General features: G+C 70.7%; 21 protein-coding genes. 9 read left to right on the forward strand and 12 right to left on the reverse strand.

What is annotated here, in order from left to right:
• Window positions 1-95: 95 nt before the first annotated feature.
• Together ON30_RS13815 and ON30_RS13820 are read left to right on the forward strand one after the other, a co-directional pair.
• A complete protein-coding gene (locus ON30_RS13815; RefSeq protein ID WP_083911382.1) occupies window positions 96-911 on the forward strand; it encodes a serine hydrolase in 816 nt (271 codons plus the stop codon).
• A gap of 99 nt (window positions 912-1,010) precedes the next feature.
• Window positions 1,011-1,817, forward strand: a complete 807-nt coding sequence (locus ON30_RS13820; protein WP_040707376.1) for an MBL fold metallo-hydrolase — start codon at window positions 1,011-1,013, stop codon at window positions 1,815-1,817.
• Here ON30_RS13820 and ON30_RS13825 read toward each other — a convergent pair whose 3' ends face one another.
• Entirely contained in the window at window positions 1,818-2,201 is a 384-nt protein-coding gene (locus ON30_RS13825) for a winged helix-turn-helix transcriptional regulator (protein ID WP_040707272.1), read from the reverse strand. It abuts the gene before it with no gap.
• A 78-nt stretch (window positions 2,202-2,279) separates the two neighbouring features.
• Here ON30_RS13825 and ON30_RS40615 point away from each other — a divergent pair, with 78 nt between their 5' ends.
• From ON30_RS40615 to ON30_RS40115, 5 genes are all read left to right on the forward strand, one after another.
• Complete coding sequence (locus ON30_RS40615) at window positions 2,280-2,498, forward strand: alpha/beta fold hydrolase (RefSeq protein WP_040707274.1); 219 nt, start codon at window positions 2,280-2,282, stop codon at window positions 2,496-2,498.
• 133 nt (window positions 2,499-2,631) lie between these two features.
• Window positions 2,632-4,185, forward strand: a complete 1,554-nt coding sequence (locus ON30_RS36100; protein ID WP_051029303.1) for a serine/threonine-protein kinase — start codon at window positions 2,632-2,634, stop codon at window positions 4,183-4,185.
• A gap of 135 nt (window positions 4,186-4,320) precedes the next feature.
• Window positions 4,321-5,499 carry an NAD(P)/FAD-dependent oxidoreductase gene (locus ON30_RS13840; protein ID WP_040707275.1) on the forward strand — a complete coding sequence of 393 codons (1,179 nt, stop codon included), beginning with the start codon at window positions 4,321-4,323 and terminating at the stop codon, window positions 5,497-5,499.
• A 10-nt stretch (window positions 5,500-5,509) separates the two neighbouring features.
• The gene (locus ON30_RS13845) at window positions 5,510-6,451 is read left to right on the forward strand and encodes a sigma-70 family RNA polymerase sigma factor (protein ID WP_040707277.1); all 942 of its coding nucleotides are present in this window, start codon (window positions 5,510-5,512) and stop codon (window positions 6,449-6,451) included.
• Between the two features lie 173 nt (window positions 6,452-6,624).
• Complete coding sequence (locus tag ON30_RS40115; protein ID WP_085999330.1) at window positions 6,625-6,780, forward strand: DUF6131 family protein; 156 nt, start codon at window positions 6,625-6,627, stop codon at window positions 6,778-6,780.
• Window positions 6,781-6,787: 7 nt separating this feature from the next.
• Here the strand turns inward: ON30_RS40115 and ON30_RS13850 are convergent, their stop codons facing one another.
• Complete coding sequence (locus tag ON30_RS13850) at window positions 6,788-7,078, reverse strand: hypothetical protein (RefSeq protein ID WP_245554038.1); 291 nt, start codon at window positions 7,076-7,078, stop codon at window positions 6,788-6,790.
• A 93-nt stretch (window positions 7,079-7,171) separates the two neighbouring features.
• Here ON30_RS13850 and ON30_RS13855 point away from each other — a divergent pair, with 93 nt between their 5' ends.
• Complete coding sequence (locus ON30_RS13855; RefSeq protein ID WP_040707278.1) at window positions 7,172-7,798, forward strand: LysE family translocator; 627 nt, start codon at window positions 7,172-7,174, stop codon at window positions 7,796-7,798.
• Between the two features lie 114 nt (window positions 7,799-7,912).
• On the opposite strand, the gene ON30_RS13860 is transcribed toward ON30_RS13855, so the two are convergent.
• The 3 genes from ON30_RS13860 to ON30_RS13870 are packed head-to-tail and all read right to left on the reverse strand — an operon-like array spanning window position 7,913 to window position 10,497.
• A complete protein-coding gene (locus ON30_RS13860; protein WP_373282540.1) occupies window positions 7,913-8,890 on the reverse strand; it encodes an ABC transporter substrate-binding protein in 978 nt (325 codons plus the stop codon).
• Window positions 8,891-8,944: 54 nt separating this feature from the next.
• Entirely contained in the window at window positions 8,945-9,682 is a 738-nt protein-coding gene (locus ON30_RS13865) for an ABC transporter ATP-binding protein (RefSeq protein ID WP_051029304.1), read from the reverse strand.
• The gene (locus ON30_RS13870) at window positions 9,679-10,497 is read right to left on the reverse strand and encodes an ABC transporter permease (RefSeq protein WP_040707281.1); all 819 of its coding nucleotides are present in this window, start codon (window positions 10,495-10,497) and stop codon (window positions 9,679-9,681) included. The genes ON30_RS13865 and ON30_RS13870 overlap by 4 nt, the downstream gene beginning before the upstream one ends.
• 154 nt (window positions 10,498-10,651) lie before the next feature.
• On the opposite strand from ON30_RS13870, the gene ON30_RS13875 reads away from it, so the two are divergent.
• Complete coding sequence (locus ON30_RS13875; protein ID WP_040707283.1) at window positions 10,652-11,053, forward strand: Rv0313 family protein; 402 nt, start codon at window positions 10,652-10,654, stop codon at window positions 11,051-11,053.
• A gap of 133 nt (window positions 11,054-11,186) precedes the next feature.
• Here the strand turns inward: ON30_RS13875 and ON30_RS13880 are convergent, their stop codons facing one another.
• Genes ON30_RS13880 through ON30_RS13910 form a run of 7 tightly spaced genes read right to left on the reverse strand, consistent with a single transcriptional unit; the run spans window position 11,187 to window position 16,865 of the window.
• Window positions 11,187-12,020, reverse strand: a complete 834-nt coding sequence (locus tag ON30_RS13880; RefSeq protein WP_040707284.1) for a hypothetical protein — start codon at window positions 12,018-12,020, stop codon at window positions 11,187-11,189.
• A gap of 25 nt (window positions 12,021-12,045) precedes the next feature.
• Window positions 12,046-12,345: a cupredoxin domain-containing protein gene (locus ON30_RS13885; RefSeq protein WP_040707286.1), complete on the reverse strand. Its 300-nt coding sequence runs from the start codon at window positions 12,343-12,345 to the stop codon at window positions 12,046-12,048.
• Window positions 12,346-12,347: 2 nt separating this feature from the next.
• On the reverse strand, window positions 12,348-12,680 hold the full coding sequence (locus ON30_RS13890) for a plastocyanin/azurin family copper-binding protein (protein WP_040707288.1): 333 nt from the start codon (window positions 12,678-12,680) through the stop codon (window positions 12,348-12,350).
• A 9-nt stretch (window positions 12,681-12,689) separates the two neighbouring features.
• Complete coding sequence (locus ON30_RS13895; RefSeq protein ID WP_040707290.1) at window positions 12,690-14,249, reverse strand: multicopper oxidase family protein; 1,560 nt, start codon at window positions 14,247-14,249, stop codon at window positions 12,690-12,692.
• Window positions 14,246-15,550: a hypothetical protein gene (locus ON30_RS13900; RefSeq protein ID WP_040707292.1), complete on the reverse strand. Its 1,305-nt coding sequence runs from the start codon at window positions 15,548-15,550 to the stop codon at window positions 14,246-14,248. The genes ON30_RS13895 and ON30_RS13900 overlap by 4 nt, the downstream gene beginning before the upstream one ends.
• The gene (locus ON30_RS13905) at window positions 15,547-16,227 is read right to left on the reverse strand and encodes a methylamine dehydrogenase light chain (protein WP_040707294.1); all 681 of its coding nucleotides are present in this window, start codon (window positions 16,225-16,227) and stop codon (window positions 15,547-15,549) included. Before ON30_RS13905 ends, ON30_RS13900 begins: the two co-directional genes overlap by 4 nt.
• 29 nt (window positions 16,228-16,256) lie before the next feature.
• Entirely contained in the window at window positions 16,257-16,865 is a 609-nt protein-coding gene (locus ON30_RS13910; protein ID WP_040707296.1) for a thioredoxin domain-containing protein, read from the reverse strand.
• Between the last annotated feature and the right edge of the window lie 14 nt (window positions 16,866-16,879).

Here is a 16,879-nt window from a genome sequence, read left to right on the forward strand (position 1 = left end):
ATCCAGGCGATTTCGGCGGGCGCCCGGCGCGTTTCCGTGCGGCGGGCGCGCACGAGCGCCCGCTACAGCGGATGGGGTGACTACACTCGGCGGCCGTGTCAGTGGTGACCCCGGTCTACAGCATCGCGAAGATCTTCACCGCCGCCGCGGTGTTGCGTCGGTTCGATCCGGGGCGGCGGATCGGCGAAGTGGTTTCGACGCCCGCGCGATTGTCGCGGTTGACCGTCGGCGACCTGTTGAAGCACCGTTCGGGGCTGGGCGATTACGGTCGGTGGCCGGAGTATCGGGACGCTGTGGCGGCGCGCGAGGAGGCTTGGCCGGACGAGGTGATCCTGGATCGGGTGGAACTCGCGGAGCCCGGTGTCTTCAGATATGCCAATCCCGGTTATCTGTTGTTGCGGCGCGCGCTCGAGCAATCCGCGGGCGCGGACTTCTTCACCGTTCTCGACACGACGGTGCTCGCACCGCTGGAGATCCCGGCCCGGCCTTTCGCGGACCGAACGGATTGGGACCATTGCACGGTCCCGATCTCCGAGCGATTGCGCGAGTACGATCCGCGCTGGGTGTACACGGGCACGTTCTGCGCCGATGTCGCGGATACCGCCGCCGGTCTGGCGCGTTTGCTGGGCGGCGCGCTCGGTCACGATCTCCCGGCCGCGATGCGCGTGACCCATCCGGTCGACGCTCCGGGCCACGCCTTCGCCGAACCGGGTTACGGCTCGGGACTCATGACCGACGGATTCCCGCCCTCGATCGTCGGACACGGCGGTGGCGGACCGGGATTCGAGCTGTTCGCGGCCGCCCGCGCCGACGGTTCCGCGGCGGTCGGTGTCTGTGATCCGACGACACACGGGAGCGACGATCCGGCGCGACGGTGCGTCGCGGCGCTGCTGCAACCGGATGCGCGCTGAAATGCGTGCGGCGGCCGTGGAAGTCGACACCGTCCGGCGGGTGGCGCGGATCGACGGTCGGCTATCGTGTCGAGAACCCATCGGGTGGAAGGTTTTCGGATGAAGGTTCACCATCTGAACTGCGGCACCATGCATCCGCCCGGCACCCCCGACGGGCTGGTCTGTCACGTATTGCTGCTGGAGGCTCCCACCGGCCTGGTGCTGGTCGACAGCGGACTCGGCCTGCGCGACGCCGCCGACCCCGCGACCCGATTCGGCCCGGCGCGCCATTTCGTGCGCCCGGTCTTCGATCCTGCCGAAGCCGCCGTCAGCCGACTGACAAGCCTCGGTCACGACCCGCGCGACGTCCGAGACATCGTGCTCACCCACTTCGATGCCGATCACACCGGCGGCATCGCCGACTTTCCCTGGGCGCGAGTGCATCTCACCTCGAACGAAGCCGACGCTGCCCTGCATCCCCGCGGCTTCGGCGAGCGTGGGCGCTATCTGCCGAGTCAGCGCGACCACGACCCGATCCTGGTCCGTCATCCCGTCGAGGAAGGCGAACCGTGGCGCGGTTTCACCGCCGTCACCGACCTCGGCGACGTCGCGCCCGGCCTCGCGCTGATCAGTCTGCCCGGCCACAGTCGTGGCCACGCCGCCGTCGCGGTCGACCTCGGGGACCGATGGATCCTGCACGCGGGCGACGCCTTCTACCGCGAGACCCAACTGCGGCCCGGTGGCCGTCCGCCCCGGACGCTGACCGCCATGGAACGCTTCATCGCCCACGACTATCGTCGGGTCCGCGCCAACCACGAACGCCTGGCCGAACTGCTCGCCGCGAGCGGGCCGGAACTCCTGCTGATCAACGCCCACGACCCCCATCTGCTGCGCCGAGCCCGGCGCGTCGTCCCGGTCGCCGACTGATCACCGGTCCCCGGACCGGGACGCCGTCATCTCGACGATGTGTTCTTCGGCCCAGTTCCGCAGGGCCGCGAGCGGGATTTCCAGCGACATCCCGAGGTCGGTGAGGCGGTAGTGCACCCGCGGCGGGACGGTGGGCTCGACGCGGCGCGCCACCAAGCCGTCGGCGACCAGGTCGCGCAGGGTGACCGAGAGCATCTTCTGCGAGATCCCGGGGATGCGGCGGCGGAGTTCGGCGAAGCGGATCTCCGCCGGGGAGGCCGCGGCGAGCACCCGGATCGCCATCGACACCCATTTGGAGCCGATGCGGTCCAGTAGGCGCCGGGTGGGACAGTCGGGAGAGAAGAGGTCGCCGCGGGCGCGGTCGGGATGCGGTGTCGCGGTCACCTGGAGCTCACCACCTGTTCGGAAAGTGCCGTCTTGGCCGGTCGTCGGTCGCCGCCTACGGTCGGGCGGTAACCATTGGTGACCATCATCCCGAAAGGTATCGCCATGTCGACCCTCGGCCCGTCCGTGACACTGCGCGAGGTCAACAGCAACGGCATCCGCGTACACGTCGCGGAGGCCGGATCGGGCCTCACCGCCCACCTCCTGTCCGACTGCGGCCACATCATCCCGCTCGACCGACCCGACGAACTCCTGGCGATCCTCACACCCTTCCTGGCCGAGGACCTCCATATCTGAGAACGCGCTCCCCGCAGGCAGATCACGCTGTCGCGGCGGGGGACTTCGCAGCGCTCGCACGATTAGCGGATTGCGTAGCGGGGCGCGGTCTGGGTAGATGCTCAGGGACAGCGGTTGGCGGGAGGGTTCGCGCATGGGCGAGATGTGGTTCGGTCACTACCGCCTGGAGCGACTACTCGGCAGCGGCGCGACGGGCCGGGTCCGGCTCGCCTACGACACCCGCGCCGGTCGCCGGGTGGCTTTGAAGGTACTCACGGCGGAGGCGGACGCCGACCCCGCCTACCGGCAGCGTTTCCTCCGGGAGGCTCGCGCGGCCGCCCGACTGCGCGGGCCGCACACGGTGCGGGTGCACGGTTTCGGCGAGTTGGACGGTCGGCTCTATCTGGACATGGAATTCGTCGACGGCGTCGACGGCGCCGAGTTGCTGCGGCGGGAGGGACGACTCGCCCCCGAGGCGGCGGTCCGTCTGGTCGTGCAGGCCGCCACCGCCTTGGACGCCGCGCACCGCGCCGGGGTGGTGCACCGGGACGTGAAGCCGTCCAATCTCATGGTGACACCCGACGGCGGTGTCCGACTGATCGATTTCGGCATCGCCGGACACGCGGGGCAGCCCTCGATCACCGCCACCGGGCACGTGGTCGGCACGCTCGGCTACATGGCTCCCGAGCGGTTCGCCGGAACCGCCGACGCTCGCTCGGATCAGTACTCGCTCGGGTGCGTGCTGTACGAACTGCTCACCGGCCGTCGGCCGTTCGGCGACGGCGACTCGCCGCAGCAGATGCGCGCCCACCTGATGACCGCGCCGCCCGCCGCGAGCGCGCTCGCCCCCGAGGTGCCCGCCGACCTCGACGCCGCGATCATCCGAGCCATGGCCAAAGACCCCACCCACCGCTGGGCCGGCGCCGGCGATTTCGCGGCCGCCGCCTATCGCGCCGTGCGCGGACAGGAGATGCCGACCGTCGACCTCGCGCCGAAGGGAACGGTGCTCGACGGCGATCCCGCCGGGACGTCGTTCGCGTCGACGGCACCGGTTTCCGCTGCGTGGCCGGCCGAAGACCCGGCGGCGATCGTTCGGGCCGCAGGCACGGCGGCGGCTGCCGCGCAGGTGGCAGGCCGACCAGGCCCGACGCGCGGGACCGGTCGCGCCGGGTTCCGGGAATCGTTGCGGGGCCCCGCACCGACACGGCCTTTCGACGGTGGGCGGGGGCCGTCGAATCGGTCGCGACTCGCGTTGGCCGCCTCGGGCGGGCTCGTCGCGGTGATCGCCGGGGCGCTGTGGGTCGGTGAACCGGAGTCCGTTGAGGCCGAATCCGTCACGCCGACGACGCAGTTCGCGCCGATCACGACCGTGCCGACGGCGGCGCCGATCGCGCGGCGGCCCGCGCCGATCGCGCCGGTGCTCGGTCAGCCCTGCGATCCGGCGGTCAACGGCGCGGGCTTCTCGGACGACGGAGTCTCGCTGCGGTGCACCGGATTCGGCGACGGCGCGGTGTGGGCGCGGATTCCGGCACAGCCGGTCGCGGCTGTTCCGGGGGAGGTGCGCGTGGGGCGTGACGGCAGCGGTTCGGGGCCGGGGAACAGTCCGAAGCACAGCAATTCCGGCAACGGGAACGCCACCGGCAATTCCGGCGACGGCCATCCGGGGAACGGCAACGACAAGAACAAGCCGCGCAAGCCGGACAAGTAGCGTGCCGACGGCCGACCCTTCTTTCCGTGCGGTCCCGGCCCACCGAAGCGATATGTGACCCGGCTCACTCGCGAGGGTGTCAGGGATGCGGGGTCTGTCTCGTTCAAGGAGCACGCGAACAGACAGGAGCGAACCATGCCGCACCGCATCGTCGTCCTCGGGGCCGGATACGCCGGCGCCTTCTCCGCCGGTCTCCTGGCCCGTCGACTGCATCCGGACGATTTCGAGATCACCGTGATCAACGGCGAATCCGATTTCGTGGAGCGGTTGCGCCTGCATCAACTGGCGGCCGGTCGGGATCTGCGCCACCGTCCGCTGACGGAGATCTTCGCGGGCACCGGCATCCGAGTGCGGGTCGCGCGGGTGACCGAGGTCGACCCGGACAGTCGGACCGTCACGATCACCGAGGCCGCTGGCCTCGACCGCCTGACCTACGACACGCTGCTCTACGCGCTCGGGAGCACTGCCGCCGACCACGGCGTTCCGGGGGTCGCCGAGTACGCCTTCCACGTCGCCGCCCGCCCTGCCGCGTTGCGTCTGCGCGCACGCCTGGACGAACTGGGCGACAGCGGGAAGGTACTGGTCGTCGGCGGCAATCTGACCGCGATCGAGGCGGCCACCGAGATCGCCGACTCCCGGCCGGAGTTGCGCGTCGAGTTGGCCACCAGCGGCGAACTGGGCGGATGGCTCGGGGAAGGGGCTCGTCGTCATCTGCTGCGGGCCTTCGACCGGTTGGGCATCGCCGTCCGCGAGCACACGACCGTCGAGCGGGTCGAGGCGACGGGCGCGCTCGCGGGCGGCGCCGCGCTCGCGGCGGACGCGATCGTCTGGGCGGCCGGTTTCGCCGTGCACCCGATCGCGGCCGCGAGCGGCCTCGCGGTGACCGAGGAGGGACGGATCGCCGTCGACCGGCAGATGCGCTCGGTGTCGCATCCGGACGTCTACGTCGCCGGTGACAGCGTTTTCGTCCTCGGGGACAACGGTCGTCCGCTGCCGATGTCCTGTGCGTCGGCCGGGTTCACGGCGATGCAGGCCACGGCCGCCATCATCGGCGACCGCACCGGGCGCGCGATCTCGAAGACCGCGCTGGCCTACGTCGGCAACCACATCAGCCTCGGCCGCGACGACGCCATCTTCCAGGTGGTCGACGGTGACGCCCGGTCGAAGTCGTGGGCGCTGCGCGGCCGCGCAGCCGCCCGGGTGAAGTCCGCGATTCTCGCCTCGGCCGCTTGGAATCTGAGCCACCCGAGCTTCGGGCGGCCCACCCGCCGGTACCGGGCCGTCGCCGGCGGGAAACAGTCGGTCGCCGCCTAGAGTCGTGCGCATGGACGCTGCCTCCGTGGCGCTGTTCGAGGCCGGCCGCCCCAGGCTGGCCTCGTTGGCCTACCGCCTGCTCGGTTCGGCGGCCGACGCCGAGGACACCGTGCAGGACGCGTTCCTGCGGTGGGAGGCCGCCGATCGCGCCTACGTCGAGGTGCCCGAGGCGTGGTTGACCAAGATCGTCACGAATCTGGCCCTGGACCGGTTGCGGTCGGCCAAGGTGCGCCACGAGCGCGCCGCGGGGGCGTGGATGCCCGAACCGCTGCTCGACGGCGACCCGATGCTGGGGCCCGCCGACACCGTCGAGCAGCGCGAATCGGTGACCATGGCCGTGTTGACGCTGATGGAACGGCTCTCGCCGGTCGAACGGGCCGTCTACGTGCTGCGGGAGGCGTTCGCGCACAGCCACGCCGAGATCGCCGGGATCCTCGACATCTCCGAGGCGGCCAGTCAGCAGCATCTGCACCGGGCCCGTCGCCGGGTGACCGCGAACGGCCGCGGCGCGGTCATCGATCAGGCGGCCGCGCGGCGGGTGGTCGAGGCGTTCGTGGCGGCGGCCTCCTCGGGACGTGTCGAGGAGTTGGTGGCGCTGCTGACCGTCGACGCGACCAGCGTCTCCGACGGCGCGGGACTGCGCCCCGCCAAGAAGCTGATCCACCACGAATCGCCCGAGCGGATCGCGGCCGCGCTGCGGGTCGGCTTCACCATGACGGCGACGAAACGTCGCCTGCTGGGCGGTTCACCCGCCCTGCACGCCGCCGTCGTCAACGGGTGTCCGGCCATGCTCGCCGTCCTGGACGGCCGTGTCCTGGGCGCGGTGATCCTGCAGACGCGCGAGGACCGGATCGCCGCCGTGCACGGCGTCTCCAGTCCGCAGCGGCTCGCGCGTCTCACCGACGCGTGGCTGCGACAGCGCCCCGACGTCCCGCTGATCCAAGCGTGGTGAGGGCACCGACGTTGACAGCGCCACGGCAGGCGGAGTTGACTGGATCGAACCCGCAGGTCGGACGGTACGACGCACGGCCTCGGGCGATATCGCGGGCGGCCGGCGCCGCGCGCTGTCGGGGACGAGCGCCGAGGCCGGATGCCTCGGACAACCTTCGAAGTCAAGAAGCGGTCATGATCATCATCGGACTCATTTTGCTAGTCGTGGGATTGATCTTCGGTATCCCGATCCTGTGGACCATCGGATTGGTCGTCCTGGTCGTCGGCTTGGTGCTGATGCTCCTGGGCTCGATGGGCCGCGCGGTCGGCGGCCGTCGCCACTACTACTGAGCGCGGCTCACGCCGCGAACGGCACGGTGTTCCCCGCGGCGTCGCGCTTGCCCGCGTCGGCTTCCACGGCCGCCGCGAGTTCGGTGACCGACGTCCACGCGCGCGGCGGATCGCCCTCGAGATTGCCGATGGTGAACCAGTCCTCGGTGTCGCGGTACCGCACCAGACCCCGACCCTCGGCGCCGACCGTGACGTCCAGTTCGCCGGACATCGTCCCCTCCTCCTCGGTGAGCACGGCGGTCGCGACGGGGATCGCCACGACATCGTCGTCGGCCACGGGATTCGCGTTTCGGGTCATCGGGACATCTCCACCACTGGAACGAGCGCGTCGCCGCCCGGGTAGCCCACGCGGTCCATCCCAAACGCGCGCGATCCTTGCTAGGTTCCGGGGATGACGCTTCTTCCGCACGCCGCCGCGTTCGCCTTGGCGGCGTTGGTCATCATCGTCATCCCGGGGCCGAACGTGCTGTTCGCGATCGGGCGGGCGCTGACACTGGGCCGCCGCTCGGCGCTGCTGTCGGTGCTCGGCGGCGTCGCCGGGTCGACCGTGCCGTTGCTCGCGGTGGCCGTGGGCCTGGGCGCTCTGCTGATGACCTCGACGCTGCTGTTCACGATCGTCAAGATCGTCGGCGCGCTCTACCTGATCTATCTGGGTGTCACCGCGATTCGCGACCGCAGGCACCTCTCGCTCGCGGCGATCCCGGACGTTCCCGGGCGACGGTCCTTCGGCCAGGGATTCGTCGTGGGCGCCACCAACCCGAAGACCGCCGTCTTCTTCGCCGCCGTACTTCCGCAGTTCACCGCCTCCGACGCCGGCCCGCTGCCGCTGCAACTGCTGATCCTGGGCGCGATCTTCCTCGGCATCCAACTGCTGTCGGACAGCGTCTGGGCGGTGGCCGCCGCCACCGCCCGCGGTTGGTTCGCCCGCTCCCCGCGCCGCCTCGAAGCCGTGGGCGGCACCGGCGGCGCGCTGATCATCGGACTCGGCGCGGGCGTGGCCTGCTCCGGCAACGCCTGAGCCGCACCGACTTCCGGCTCGCCGACGCGAGACCCGCGACACCCATGAGCCCGGGTCCCGGACGCGGAGCGGCCCCACCTCCCAGGGAAGCGGGGCCGCTCGGGCGCGGGGACGTTACTTCTGGTCGAAACGGGTGTCCACGAAGTCGGCGAAGGTGACCTTGCCGGGGATGGCCTTGGCCTTGGTGAAGGCGTCGGCGATCTGCTGTTCGGAGTCGATCACCTTGCTGTCGAGCGGGATCGGCTCCTTGATGGAGCGGGTCCAGGTGATGCGGGAGGCGTCGATCGGGATCGAGGTGAGTTCGGCGTACTTGGTCGACCACAGGTCCAGGTTGTCCGAGGACCACTTGGTGGCGGCGGCGTAGCGGGTGAAGAAGTCCCGGATGGCGGCGGACTTGCCCGCGTCCCCGACCGCCTTGTTCGAGGCGACCCAGAAGTTGTAGCCGTTGGCGGCCTGGTCGGCGGTCGCGATGGTCTTGGCGCCGACCTCCTTCTCCGCGATCGCGGTGTAGGGGTCCCACACGGCCCAGGCTTGGACATCGCCCCTGGTCAGCGCGGCGTAGCCGTCTGCGGGGGCGAGGTAGACCGGTTCGACGTCCTCGAGACCGAGTCCGGCCTTCTGCAATTGCAGCAGCAGGTTCGCGTTCGCGGAACTGCCCTTGGTGACCGCGACTTTCTTGCCCTTCAGGTCGGCGACCGAGGCGACCGCGGAATCCTTGCCGACCAGGATCGCGTCGCCCTTGCCGGTCGCGGACAGCGCGCCGACGATCTTGATGTCGGCGTTGGCCGCCGCGCCGAAGATCACCGGGGTGTTGCCGACCTGGGCCAGGTCGATGCCGCCCGCACCGGCGGCCTCGACCAGCGGCGGGCCCGCGGTGAAGGTGGAGAACTCGATCTTGTACGGCAGGTTCTCCAACTGCCCCGACGCCCGCAGCAACACCTCGATCGAAATCGCCTTCTGGTCACCGACTTTCAGCGTCACGGTGCTGAGATCCACCGGGCCGCCGTCCGCGGCGGGCTCGGAGTCGCCGCCGCAGGCCGCGGTGGCGAACAGAGCGGCGGCCACCACGGCCGCGCCGGCGAGTCGGGATATCGAGAATCGTTTCACGAGTACTGCTTTCCTGCGTCGAACGGAACGGGAGAGGTTTCAGGCGCGGACGCCGAGCAGCGCCAGAAGGCGGGTGGTGTATTCGGCCGCTTCGGGCGCGGCATGCGCGCGAGGCCGCGAGGTTTCCACGCGTACCTCCTCGGCGATGCGGCCGCCGTCGAGGACGAGGACGCGGTCGGCGAGGGTGACCGCTTCGGCGACGTCGTGGGTGACCAGCAGCACGCCGAAGCCGTGTTCGGCGTGCAGGCCGAGCAGCAGGTCGTGCATGGACAGCCGGGTCAGCGCGTCGAGCGCGCCGAACGGTTCGTCGAGCAACAGCAGGCTCGGGTGCGCGACCAGTGCCCTGGCCAGTGCCACGCGCTGGGCTTCGCCGCCGGACAAGGTCAGCGGCCAGGCGTCGGCGCGCTCGCGCAGACCGACCTGCTCGAGCAGGCCGCGCGCCACTTCTTCGTCGCGACGGCGACTGCGCGGTCGCGGACGGCCCAGCGCCACATTGCGCACCACCGGCAGCCACGGGATCAGCCGGGCCTCCTGGAAGACCAGGGTGGGCTGATCGTCCACGGTGACGGTGCCGCGGTCGGCGCTCGCCAGACCGCCGAGGATGCGCAGCAGCGTCGACTTGCCGGAGCCGGAGCGGCCCACCATCGCCACGATCTCGCCCGCGGCGATGTCGAGGTCGATGCCCTCCAGCACGGTATTCGGGCCGAAGCTCTTGCCGAGTCCGGTGATGCGCGCGGCGAACGCGCGGGTGGCGGTCTGCTCGGTGGTGGTCGTCATCGGCTGGTCCTTCGGTCGACGGCGGTGCGCCGGCGCAGGGCGCGGAGTTCGAGCGCGCGGACGATCGCGTCGGTGAGCAGTCCGAGCAGGCTGTAGATCAGCAGGCCGAAGATGACGATGTCGGTGCGCAGGAACTCGCGGGCGTTGTTGACCACGAAGCCCAGGCCCGCGCTGGCGTTGATCTGTTCGGCGACCACCAGCGAGAGCCAGGCGATGCCCAGGCTCTGTCGCACACCGACCAGGATCTGCGGCAGCGCGCCCGGCACGATCAGCAGACGCAGGCGTTCGACCAGGCTCAGCTGCAGTGTGCGGCCCAGTTCGAGGAGTTTGGGGTCGAGCTGGCGTATTCCGGCGTAGGTGTTGAGGTAGAGGGGGAAGAACACGCCCAGCGCGATCAGATAGATCTTGGGTTCCTCGCCGATGCCGAACCAGATGATGAACAGCGGGATCAGCCCGAACAGCGGGATGGTGCGGATCATCTGCAACGGCGGGTCCAGCGCGTATTCGCCGACCTTGCCGAGCGCGGCGACGGTGGCCAGGATCAACGCGAGTCCCGCGCCGAGCGCGAATCCGAGCAGGGCGCGCTGCCCGGAGACGAGCAGGGCCTCCCCGAGTTGTCCGGAGCGGTGGATCTCGAGGCCCGCGTCGAGCACCACCGACGGGGCGGGCAGTTTCTTGGCCGAGATCCAGCCGCTGGTGCTGGCGATCTGCCAGATCAGCAACAGGGCGATGGGGGCGAGGGCGCGCAGCAGCCCCGGGCGACGGTAGAGCGGGGTTCGCCGCTCGGTCGTCGCCGTGTCCCGCGTTTCGAGCATCCGTGCATGGTGCGGACTTTCGCGCCGTGGCGCCAGGTTTGCGCTCAGCGTGAATCGATCTTCTCGGGCACCGACGCGAAGCGGCGTGGCGAAGTCGGCGTTTCGCGAGGACACTGAGGACGTACCCGACCGACGACACCCAGGAGCACAGGCGATGGCAACCAACGGGCCGTTCGGCATCGATCCGGAAGACTTCGAGCGCGCCCTGCGCGAGGCGGGCGGCGAACTGCGTGACCTGCTCGGCAAGGCCGGGGTCTACCTGGACCGGGTGGACAACGTGGGTGTCGGTTCGCTCGCGTCGCTGTTCGGTCAGTTCGTGCAGTCCGGGCAAACCCAGTCCCCGACGACGGCCAAGCCCGAGCCCGAGACCACCGGCGAGACCGGCAGCGGCGTCTGGGTCATCTACAGCGTGGACGAGAAAGGCGCGGCCCGCGTCGACCAGGTGTTCCCGAGTGAACTCGAGGCGTTGCGCGCCCACCGCGACAACACCGACGCGAGCCGTCGGGTCCGTTTCCTGCCGTACGGCGTTCCGGCGAGCGTCCTCGACGCGTCCTGAGCCGTAGCGCCCGGGTCACGGTCCGAGGCGTCGGACGGCGCGCGGTCTTTCCCACCGCCCGAGGCCGCGCATCGTGTGTGATTCGCGCGCGGCTGAATCGCGCCGGGATCACGGTGATCCCGGCGCGAGAACTTTACAGGGCCAGGGCGGCGAAGGCGCCGAGTCCGACCAGGACCGCGCCGGTGAGTACTTGGACGCGGCGGTCAACCAGGCACATCAGCGACAGGAAGCCGGGCATCGACCCGCCGCGGCGGGTGTGCAGGACAGCCAGCGCCGAGGGCAGGCAGCGGCCGAGCGAGACCGTGGTGAACAGGGCCGCGCCCAGGGCGGGCGAACCGATCGCGGCGACGCCCAGCACCAGCAGGTAGTAGGCGCTGGAGCGGATGAAGATGAGAAATCCGGGGCCGATGATCGCGCCGAACAGCAGCGAGACCTTCCACGGTTCGGCGCTGCGGCGCAGGTGCCGCGGCAACTGCTGTCGGCGCATCGGGGTCGGCAGGGACAGCAATCCGAGTTCGTGCAGGCCGTAGGCCACCGCGAGGACCGCCCAGGCGCCGAGCAGCAGGCCGATCGGGACGAAGCCGAGCGCGAGTCCACCGAAGGCGCCCAGCAGCGCGCCGGTCACCGCACCGGTGCCCACCGAACCCAGTGCGTGCCAGCCCAGGCGTCGCACGGGGGTGGACGACCCGCGCCTGCCGGGTTGCTTGGGGGCCACCACGACGCCGGCGACCGACATGCCGCAGGTGGACCAGTTGGCGGCCAACGCGGTGATCAGTGCCGCGCCCACGACCGCGCCGGTGAGTCCGGTCTGCGGTGCGGGCGCGAGCGCGAAGGCCACACCCGCACCCGCCGCCGCGGACAGCGCGGGCAACGTCAGTCGGGACCCGAGGCCGACCGAGCGCGGGAGTTCGGGCCGCAACTGCGGCAGGTCGTCGGGCAGTGCTTCGTGATCGAGCAGCGTTGTCATGGTGATCTCCTGAGGTGACGGCACGTCAGCCGAAGTGCACGATTCCGGACATGTAGGGGTGGATCGAGCATCGGTACTCGATGTCACCGGGAGCGGGGAAGCTGAAGCGGTAGGTCGAATCGCCGTGCACGCCGCTGTCGAAGACGCCGTCGGCGTGCACCTCGTGCAGCAGACCGCCGTCCTCGAAACGCCATTCGACGGTGCCGCCCACCGGGATACGGACCTCGCTGGGCGCGAAACGGACCTGGTCGACGCGGATCACGGCGTCGGGTGTCGGCGCGGACGAGCATCCGGCGAGCAGGAGCGCGGCGGAAGCGAACAGCACGCTCAGTCCCGCACGACGACGGTGCCGACCATCATCGGATGCGGGGTGCAGTGGTAGGCGAAAGTGCCCGCGGCGTCGAAGGTGTGCGTGTAGCTGCCCTCGGTGACCAGGTCGCTGCGGAATCCGCCCGCGTCGTCCACCACGTCGTGCGGCAGGCCGTTGTCGTCGAAGACCCATTCCACGCTCTGCCCCTTGCTGATCGTCACCGAGGCCGGGCTGTAGCTCATGTCGCGCACGTGGATGGTCGCGGCGGGCGCTTCGCCGGAGTCGCCGCCGCACGCGGTGAGCCCGAGCAGTGCGGTGGTCGCGGCGGCCAGGACCAGGAGCTTGTGCATCGTTACCTCTCATCGGACGTACATCAGGTTGGCCGTCATCCCGGCCTCGAAGTGATAGGCGTTGTGGCAGTGGAACATCCACTCGCCCGGGTTGTCGGCGTCGAATTCGATCGCCAGCGACGCGCCGGGCAGCACGTTGACGGTGTCGCGGCGCAGTCCGCCGTAGTCGGGGATGGCGAAGGTGTGGCCGTGGGTGTGCATGGGGTGCCACATGGTCGACCGGTTGCGCAGGGTGATCCGCACCCGCTCACCGGTTTTCACGATCAGGCGACCGGCGTCCGGCCCGGCCATGGCCCAGACGTAGCGGTCGCCCGCTTGCAGCAGATCCACGGAGTAGTCGCGGTCGAGCGGGCGCCGCGCGAGGCGCACCCGCTCGGCGGGCCGCAACGCGCTCTCGGTGACCAGTTGTCTGCCGAGTTCCGGAATCGTCCCGCCCACATCGGGATTCGCCATCGGCGCGGCATCGGTGCTGCGCAGCACGGTCGAGGCGTAGCCGGGGCGGCCCTCCACGGCGGCGACCACCGGCCACGCGCCCGAGGCCACGGTGACCAGCACGTCGTAGCGCTGGGCCATGCCGATCAGGAGGGCGTCGGCCTCGGTCGGGATCACGTCGTAGCCGTCCACGGCGATCACCGTGAGCCGGTGCCCGGCGACGGCGAACCGGTACGGGGTCTCGGCTCCCGCGTTGACGATCCGCAACCGCAGTCGGGTGCCCGGCGCGGCCTCGAGCACCGCCGGATCGTTCGGGGGTCGCCCGTTGATCAGGTGCAGCGGGTAGCCGATGTGCTGGGTCATGCCGCCGAGCGCGGTCGACTCCCCGTGGCCCGCGCCGGTCAATGCCGCCGCCACCGCCGCCGCGTCCGCGCCCACCGGTGCGGGAGTCGCGCCGCCGTGCCCCGCGTGCCCGCCGTGCAGATTCGGGTTGAGCGCGGCCATCACGGCGTCGGGGGTGGCGCCCAGTCCGTCGACCCAGTCGTCGAGGACGAGTACGGCGTCGGCGTCGGCCCCGCTCGCGTCGGCCGGGTCCTCCACCACGAGCGCGCCGAACAGGCCGCGGTCGGCTTGCAGTCCCGAATGCGAGTGGTACCAGTAGGTTCCGGGATCGGGGGCGACGAAACGGTACTCGAACGCGCCGCCGGGGGCGATCGGCGGCTGGGTGACCGGCGGCACGCCGTCCATGTCGTTGCGGATCCGGATGCCGTGCCAGTGGACGCTGGTGTCGGTCGGCAGGGTGTTGGTGATCCGGGCCGCGAGGGTGTCGCCCGCGGTCAGTCGCAGCAGCGGCGCGACCGCCGCGCCCCCGTAGGTCCAGGTGTCCACCAGACGTCCGCCGAGGTCGACGGTGGCCGGACCGGCGGTGAGCTCGTGACCGACCACCCGGCCGGTGGCCGTGCGCGCCGCCTCGGCGGCGGCCACCTCCGGATCGGAGGGCTTGATGTAGTCCGGGGGCGAGCCGGCGCTGCCCGAGGAAGTGCCGCACCCGCTCACCCCGACCGCGCCGAGCCCGGCCAGGCCGACGCCGGCTGTCGCGAGCGACAGGAACCGGCGTCGACCCAGCACGGCGTTCATTCCAGGACCTCCGGCGTGATCAGTTCGGTGACCGATTCGACGTTGCCGTCCAGGTCGACCGCGCTGACCTGGTTCCCGGTGGCCGCGTCGAATCCGAGGAGCCGTTGCGGGGCTTCGCCGTCCGCCTCGGACCCGTCGCCCAGCACGTAGAAGGTCGACCCGTCCACGCTGTAGGTCATCGAGGTCCACGCCGTGATCCCGAGATCGGCGAGGGTGTAGGTGCGCAACGGCGCGAGGTTCGCCGCGTCGAACACCACGACCTTGGCCACCGAACCCCCGCGCGCGGAGTCGGGGTGCACGGGCGTGTCGGTGTAGGCGATGGCCAGGCGGGTGCCGGTCGCGTTGATGACGTTGTGCGCGAACCGGCCCGAGGGATCGCCCGCGTTGCCGATCGGTTTCACCGGCCCCGAGGGCAGTCCCCGCGCGAAGTCGAGGACGAACACGTCGCCGTTCTCGCTGACCAGCAGCGCCTTCTTCGCGGCGGCGGCGAAAGTGGTGGTGCGGGTGCTCACGAAATCGTCGGGCAGCACTTTCGCCCGGCCCGCCTCCTTCGGCACACCGTCCGCGCCGATGGCGACGTGCAGCAGTTCGCGGGTGTCCTCGCAGACGCTGTAGAGGTCGTGGCCGACCAGCCAGGTGAACGGGCCACAGCCCACGATCCGGACGGCGCCGCTCTCCTTGCGCGCCTCGAGGTCGATCACCCGGATGCCGTAGAGCCCGTCGTCCCAGGTGACGAAATATCTGCCGTCCGAGGTGACCGCGTTGGAGCCGGGCCGCGAATGCACCCGCGCCACCTCGGGCAGGGCGACCTCGGCGGGCTCGAGCAGGTTGCCGGAGTAGGTGCTGACGGTGAAGTCCGCCGCGCCGCGCGACCCGCGGGGACGCCACACCTCGGCGGCGAGCACCGCGGGGTCGTCGGCGGAGTCCATCACGAAGCCGTGCACCACCGGGTCCCAGATGCCGGGGCCGACCACGACGCGGGTGGTGATCTTGCCGGTGGCGGGGTCGATGGCGTTGACCGTCATCTCCAGTTTCCCGAAATCGCCTTCCACGCCCAGGATCTGGGTCTTCGCGATGGGTTGGATCTCGCCGACGTGCAGCGGTTCGGGGAACTGCCCGCCGATCGGCTGGTCCTTGTCGCCCAGGCCGATGCCAGGCCCCGGCTTGCTGAAAGTGACAGTGGGATAGGTGACTTCGGTCGAGGACGCGCTGTCCTCGGAATCGGAGGACCCGCAGGAGGTGACGGCCAGGACCGCGGCCAAGGGTACGGCGGCCAGTGCCGCGCGACGATATCCGTTCACGACCCGGCACCCACCTTCGGGCGCGCGGCCGGACGGGCCTGGCAGTCGGCGCCGATGATCGGGGCCATCGTGCACGTGTAGGCCTGCGATTCGTCGGAGACGCACCAGATGATCTCCTGGTCGTAGCTGCCGCTGACCGGGTTGTACATGCGGGCCTGCATATCCGGTTCGCCGCAGAAGGCATCCGAACAACTGGGCGCGCCGCAGCAGTCGTAGTAGGCGATGAGGTAGGTCTTGTTGTCGGCCGGGTTGGTGCAGCAGCCCACCCAGAACTCCGCGCCGGGCTTGGAACCCGGTGCGCAGGTGGTCAATCCGCCGCCCTGACAGGCCGCGCACGAGGTGCCGTCCATATTGCACCAGCGCCAGTAGTCGCATTCGGCGGGATTGCCGCCCGTGTACTCCGGCACCTGCGGTTCGGCCAGGACCGGGGGCTGCGCGCCCGCCCGCGAGACCGGCAGCGCGCCGATCACCGCGACACCCGACGCGCCCAGCGTCCAGCGGCCGATCCGGGAGATCATCGACCGCCGCGAGGTCCGTTCGGAGAGTTTGCGGCTCGATCGGCTCACCAGGCCACCGCCGCCGCCCGCCATCCATTCGGCCTGCGCGGCCACCGTCTGCTCGTCGACCGGATAGCGTTGCTCACTGCTCGCGGGATGGTCGTGGGGGTGTTCGTTCATGGTCACTCCGTTCGTCGGAAGGGGAACTCTCAGGCGGCGCCGCGCGCGGCGGCCGCGGTGTGCAGGTGCTGGAGCGAGGGAGTGCCGGATTCCACTGCGTTGAGCAGGCTTTCGACCTGGGCCATGTGGTTGCACAGGCCCTTGGCGCGGATCTTGCCGTGCTCGTCGAGCATCACCCCGAACGGCGTGGTGCCCACCTGGTAGGCGATGCCGACGTCGCGGCCGTCCACGTAGCTCAGTTCGGGGCCGATGCCCGCGCCCGCCAGGAATTCGGCGTGCTCGCGGGCGGTGCCGTCCGAGATCAGCACGATGTCGAGGTCGCCCTCGCCCTTGGCCATCGCCTTCATGCCCGGCAGCAGCGATTTGCAGGTCGAGCACCCCGGCGCGGTGAACAGCAGCAGTTGCGGGCGCTCACGGTGCCCGCCGACGCTCACGGTGCGGCCGAGGTGGTCGGTGAGACCGTGGAAGGTGGGCCCGGCCTGCTCGATCTTCGGGCCGGTGTCCATCATCCGGGCCCCGAGCGGGCCGAGGCGGACCTGCACGCGGCCGATCTCCCGGGCCAACCCGAGGATCATCAGCAGCAGCGCGCCGACCGCCGCGGTGAGCAGCAGGACCATGGTGAGCAGGAAAAAGGTCATGGGACAGTACCTTT

It is taken from the genome of Nocardia takedensis NBRC 100417, from assembly GCF_000308695.1.
Lineage (GTDB): Bacteria > Actinomycetota > Actinomycetes > Mycobacteriales > Mycobacteriaceae > Nocardia > Nocardia takedensis.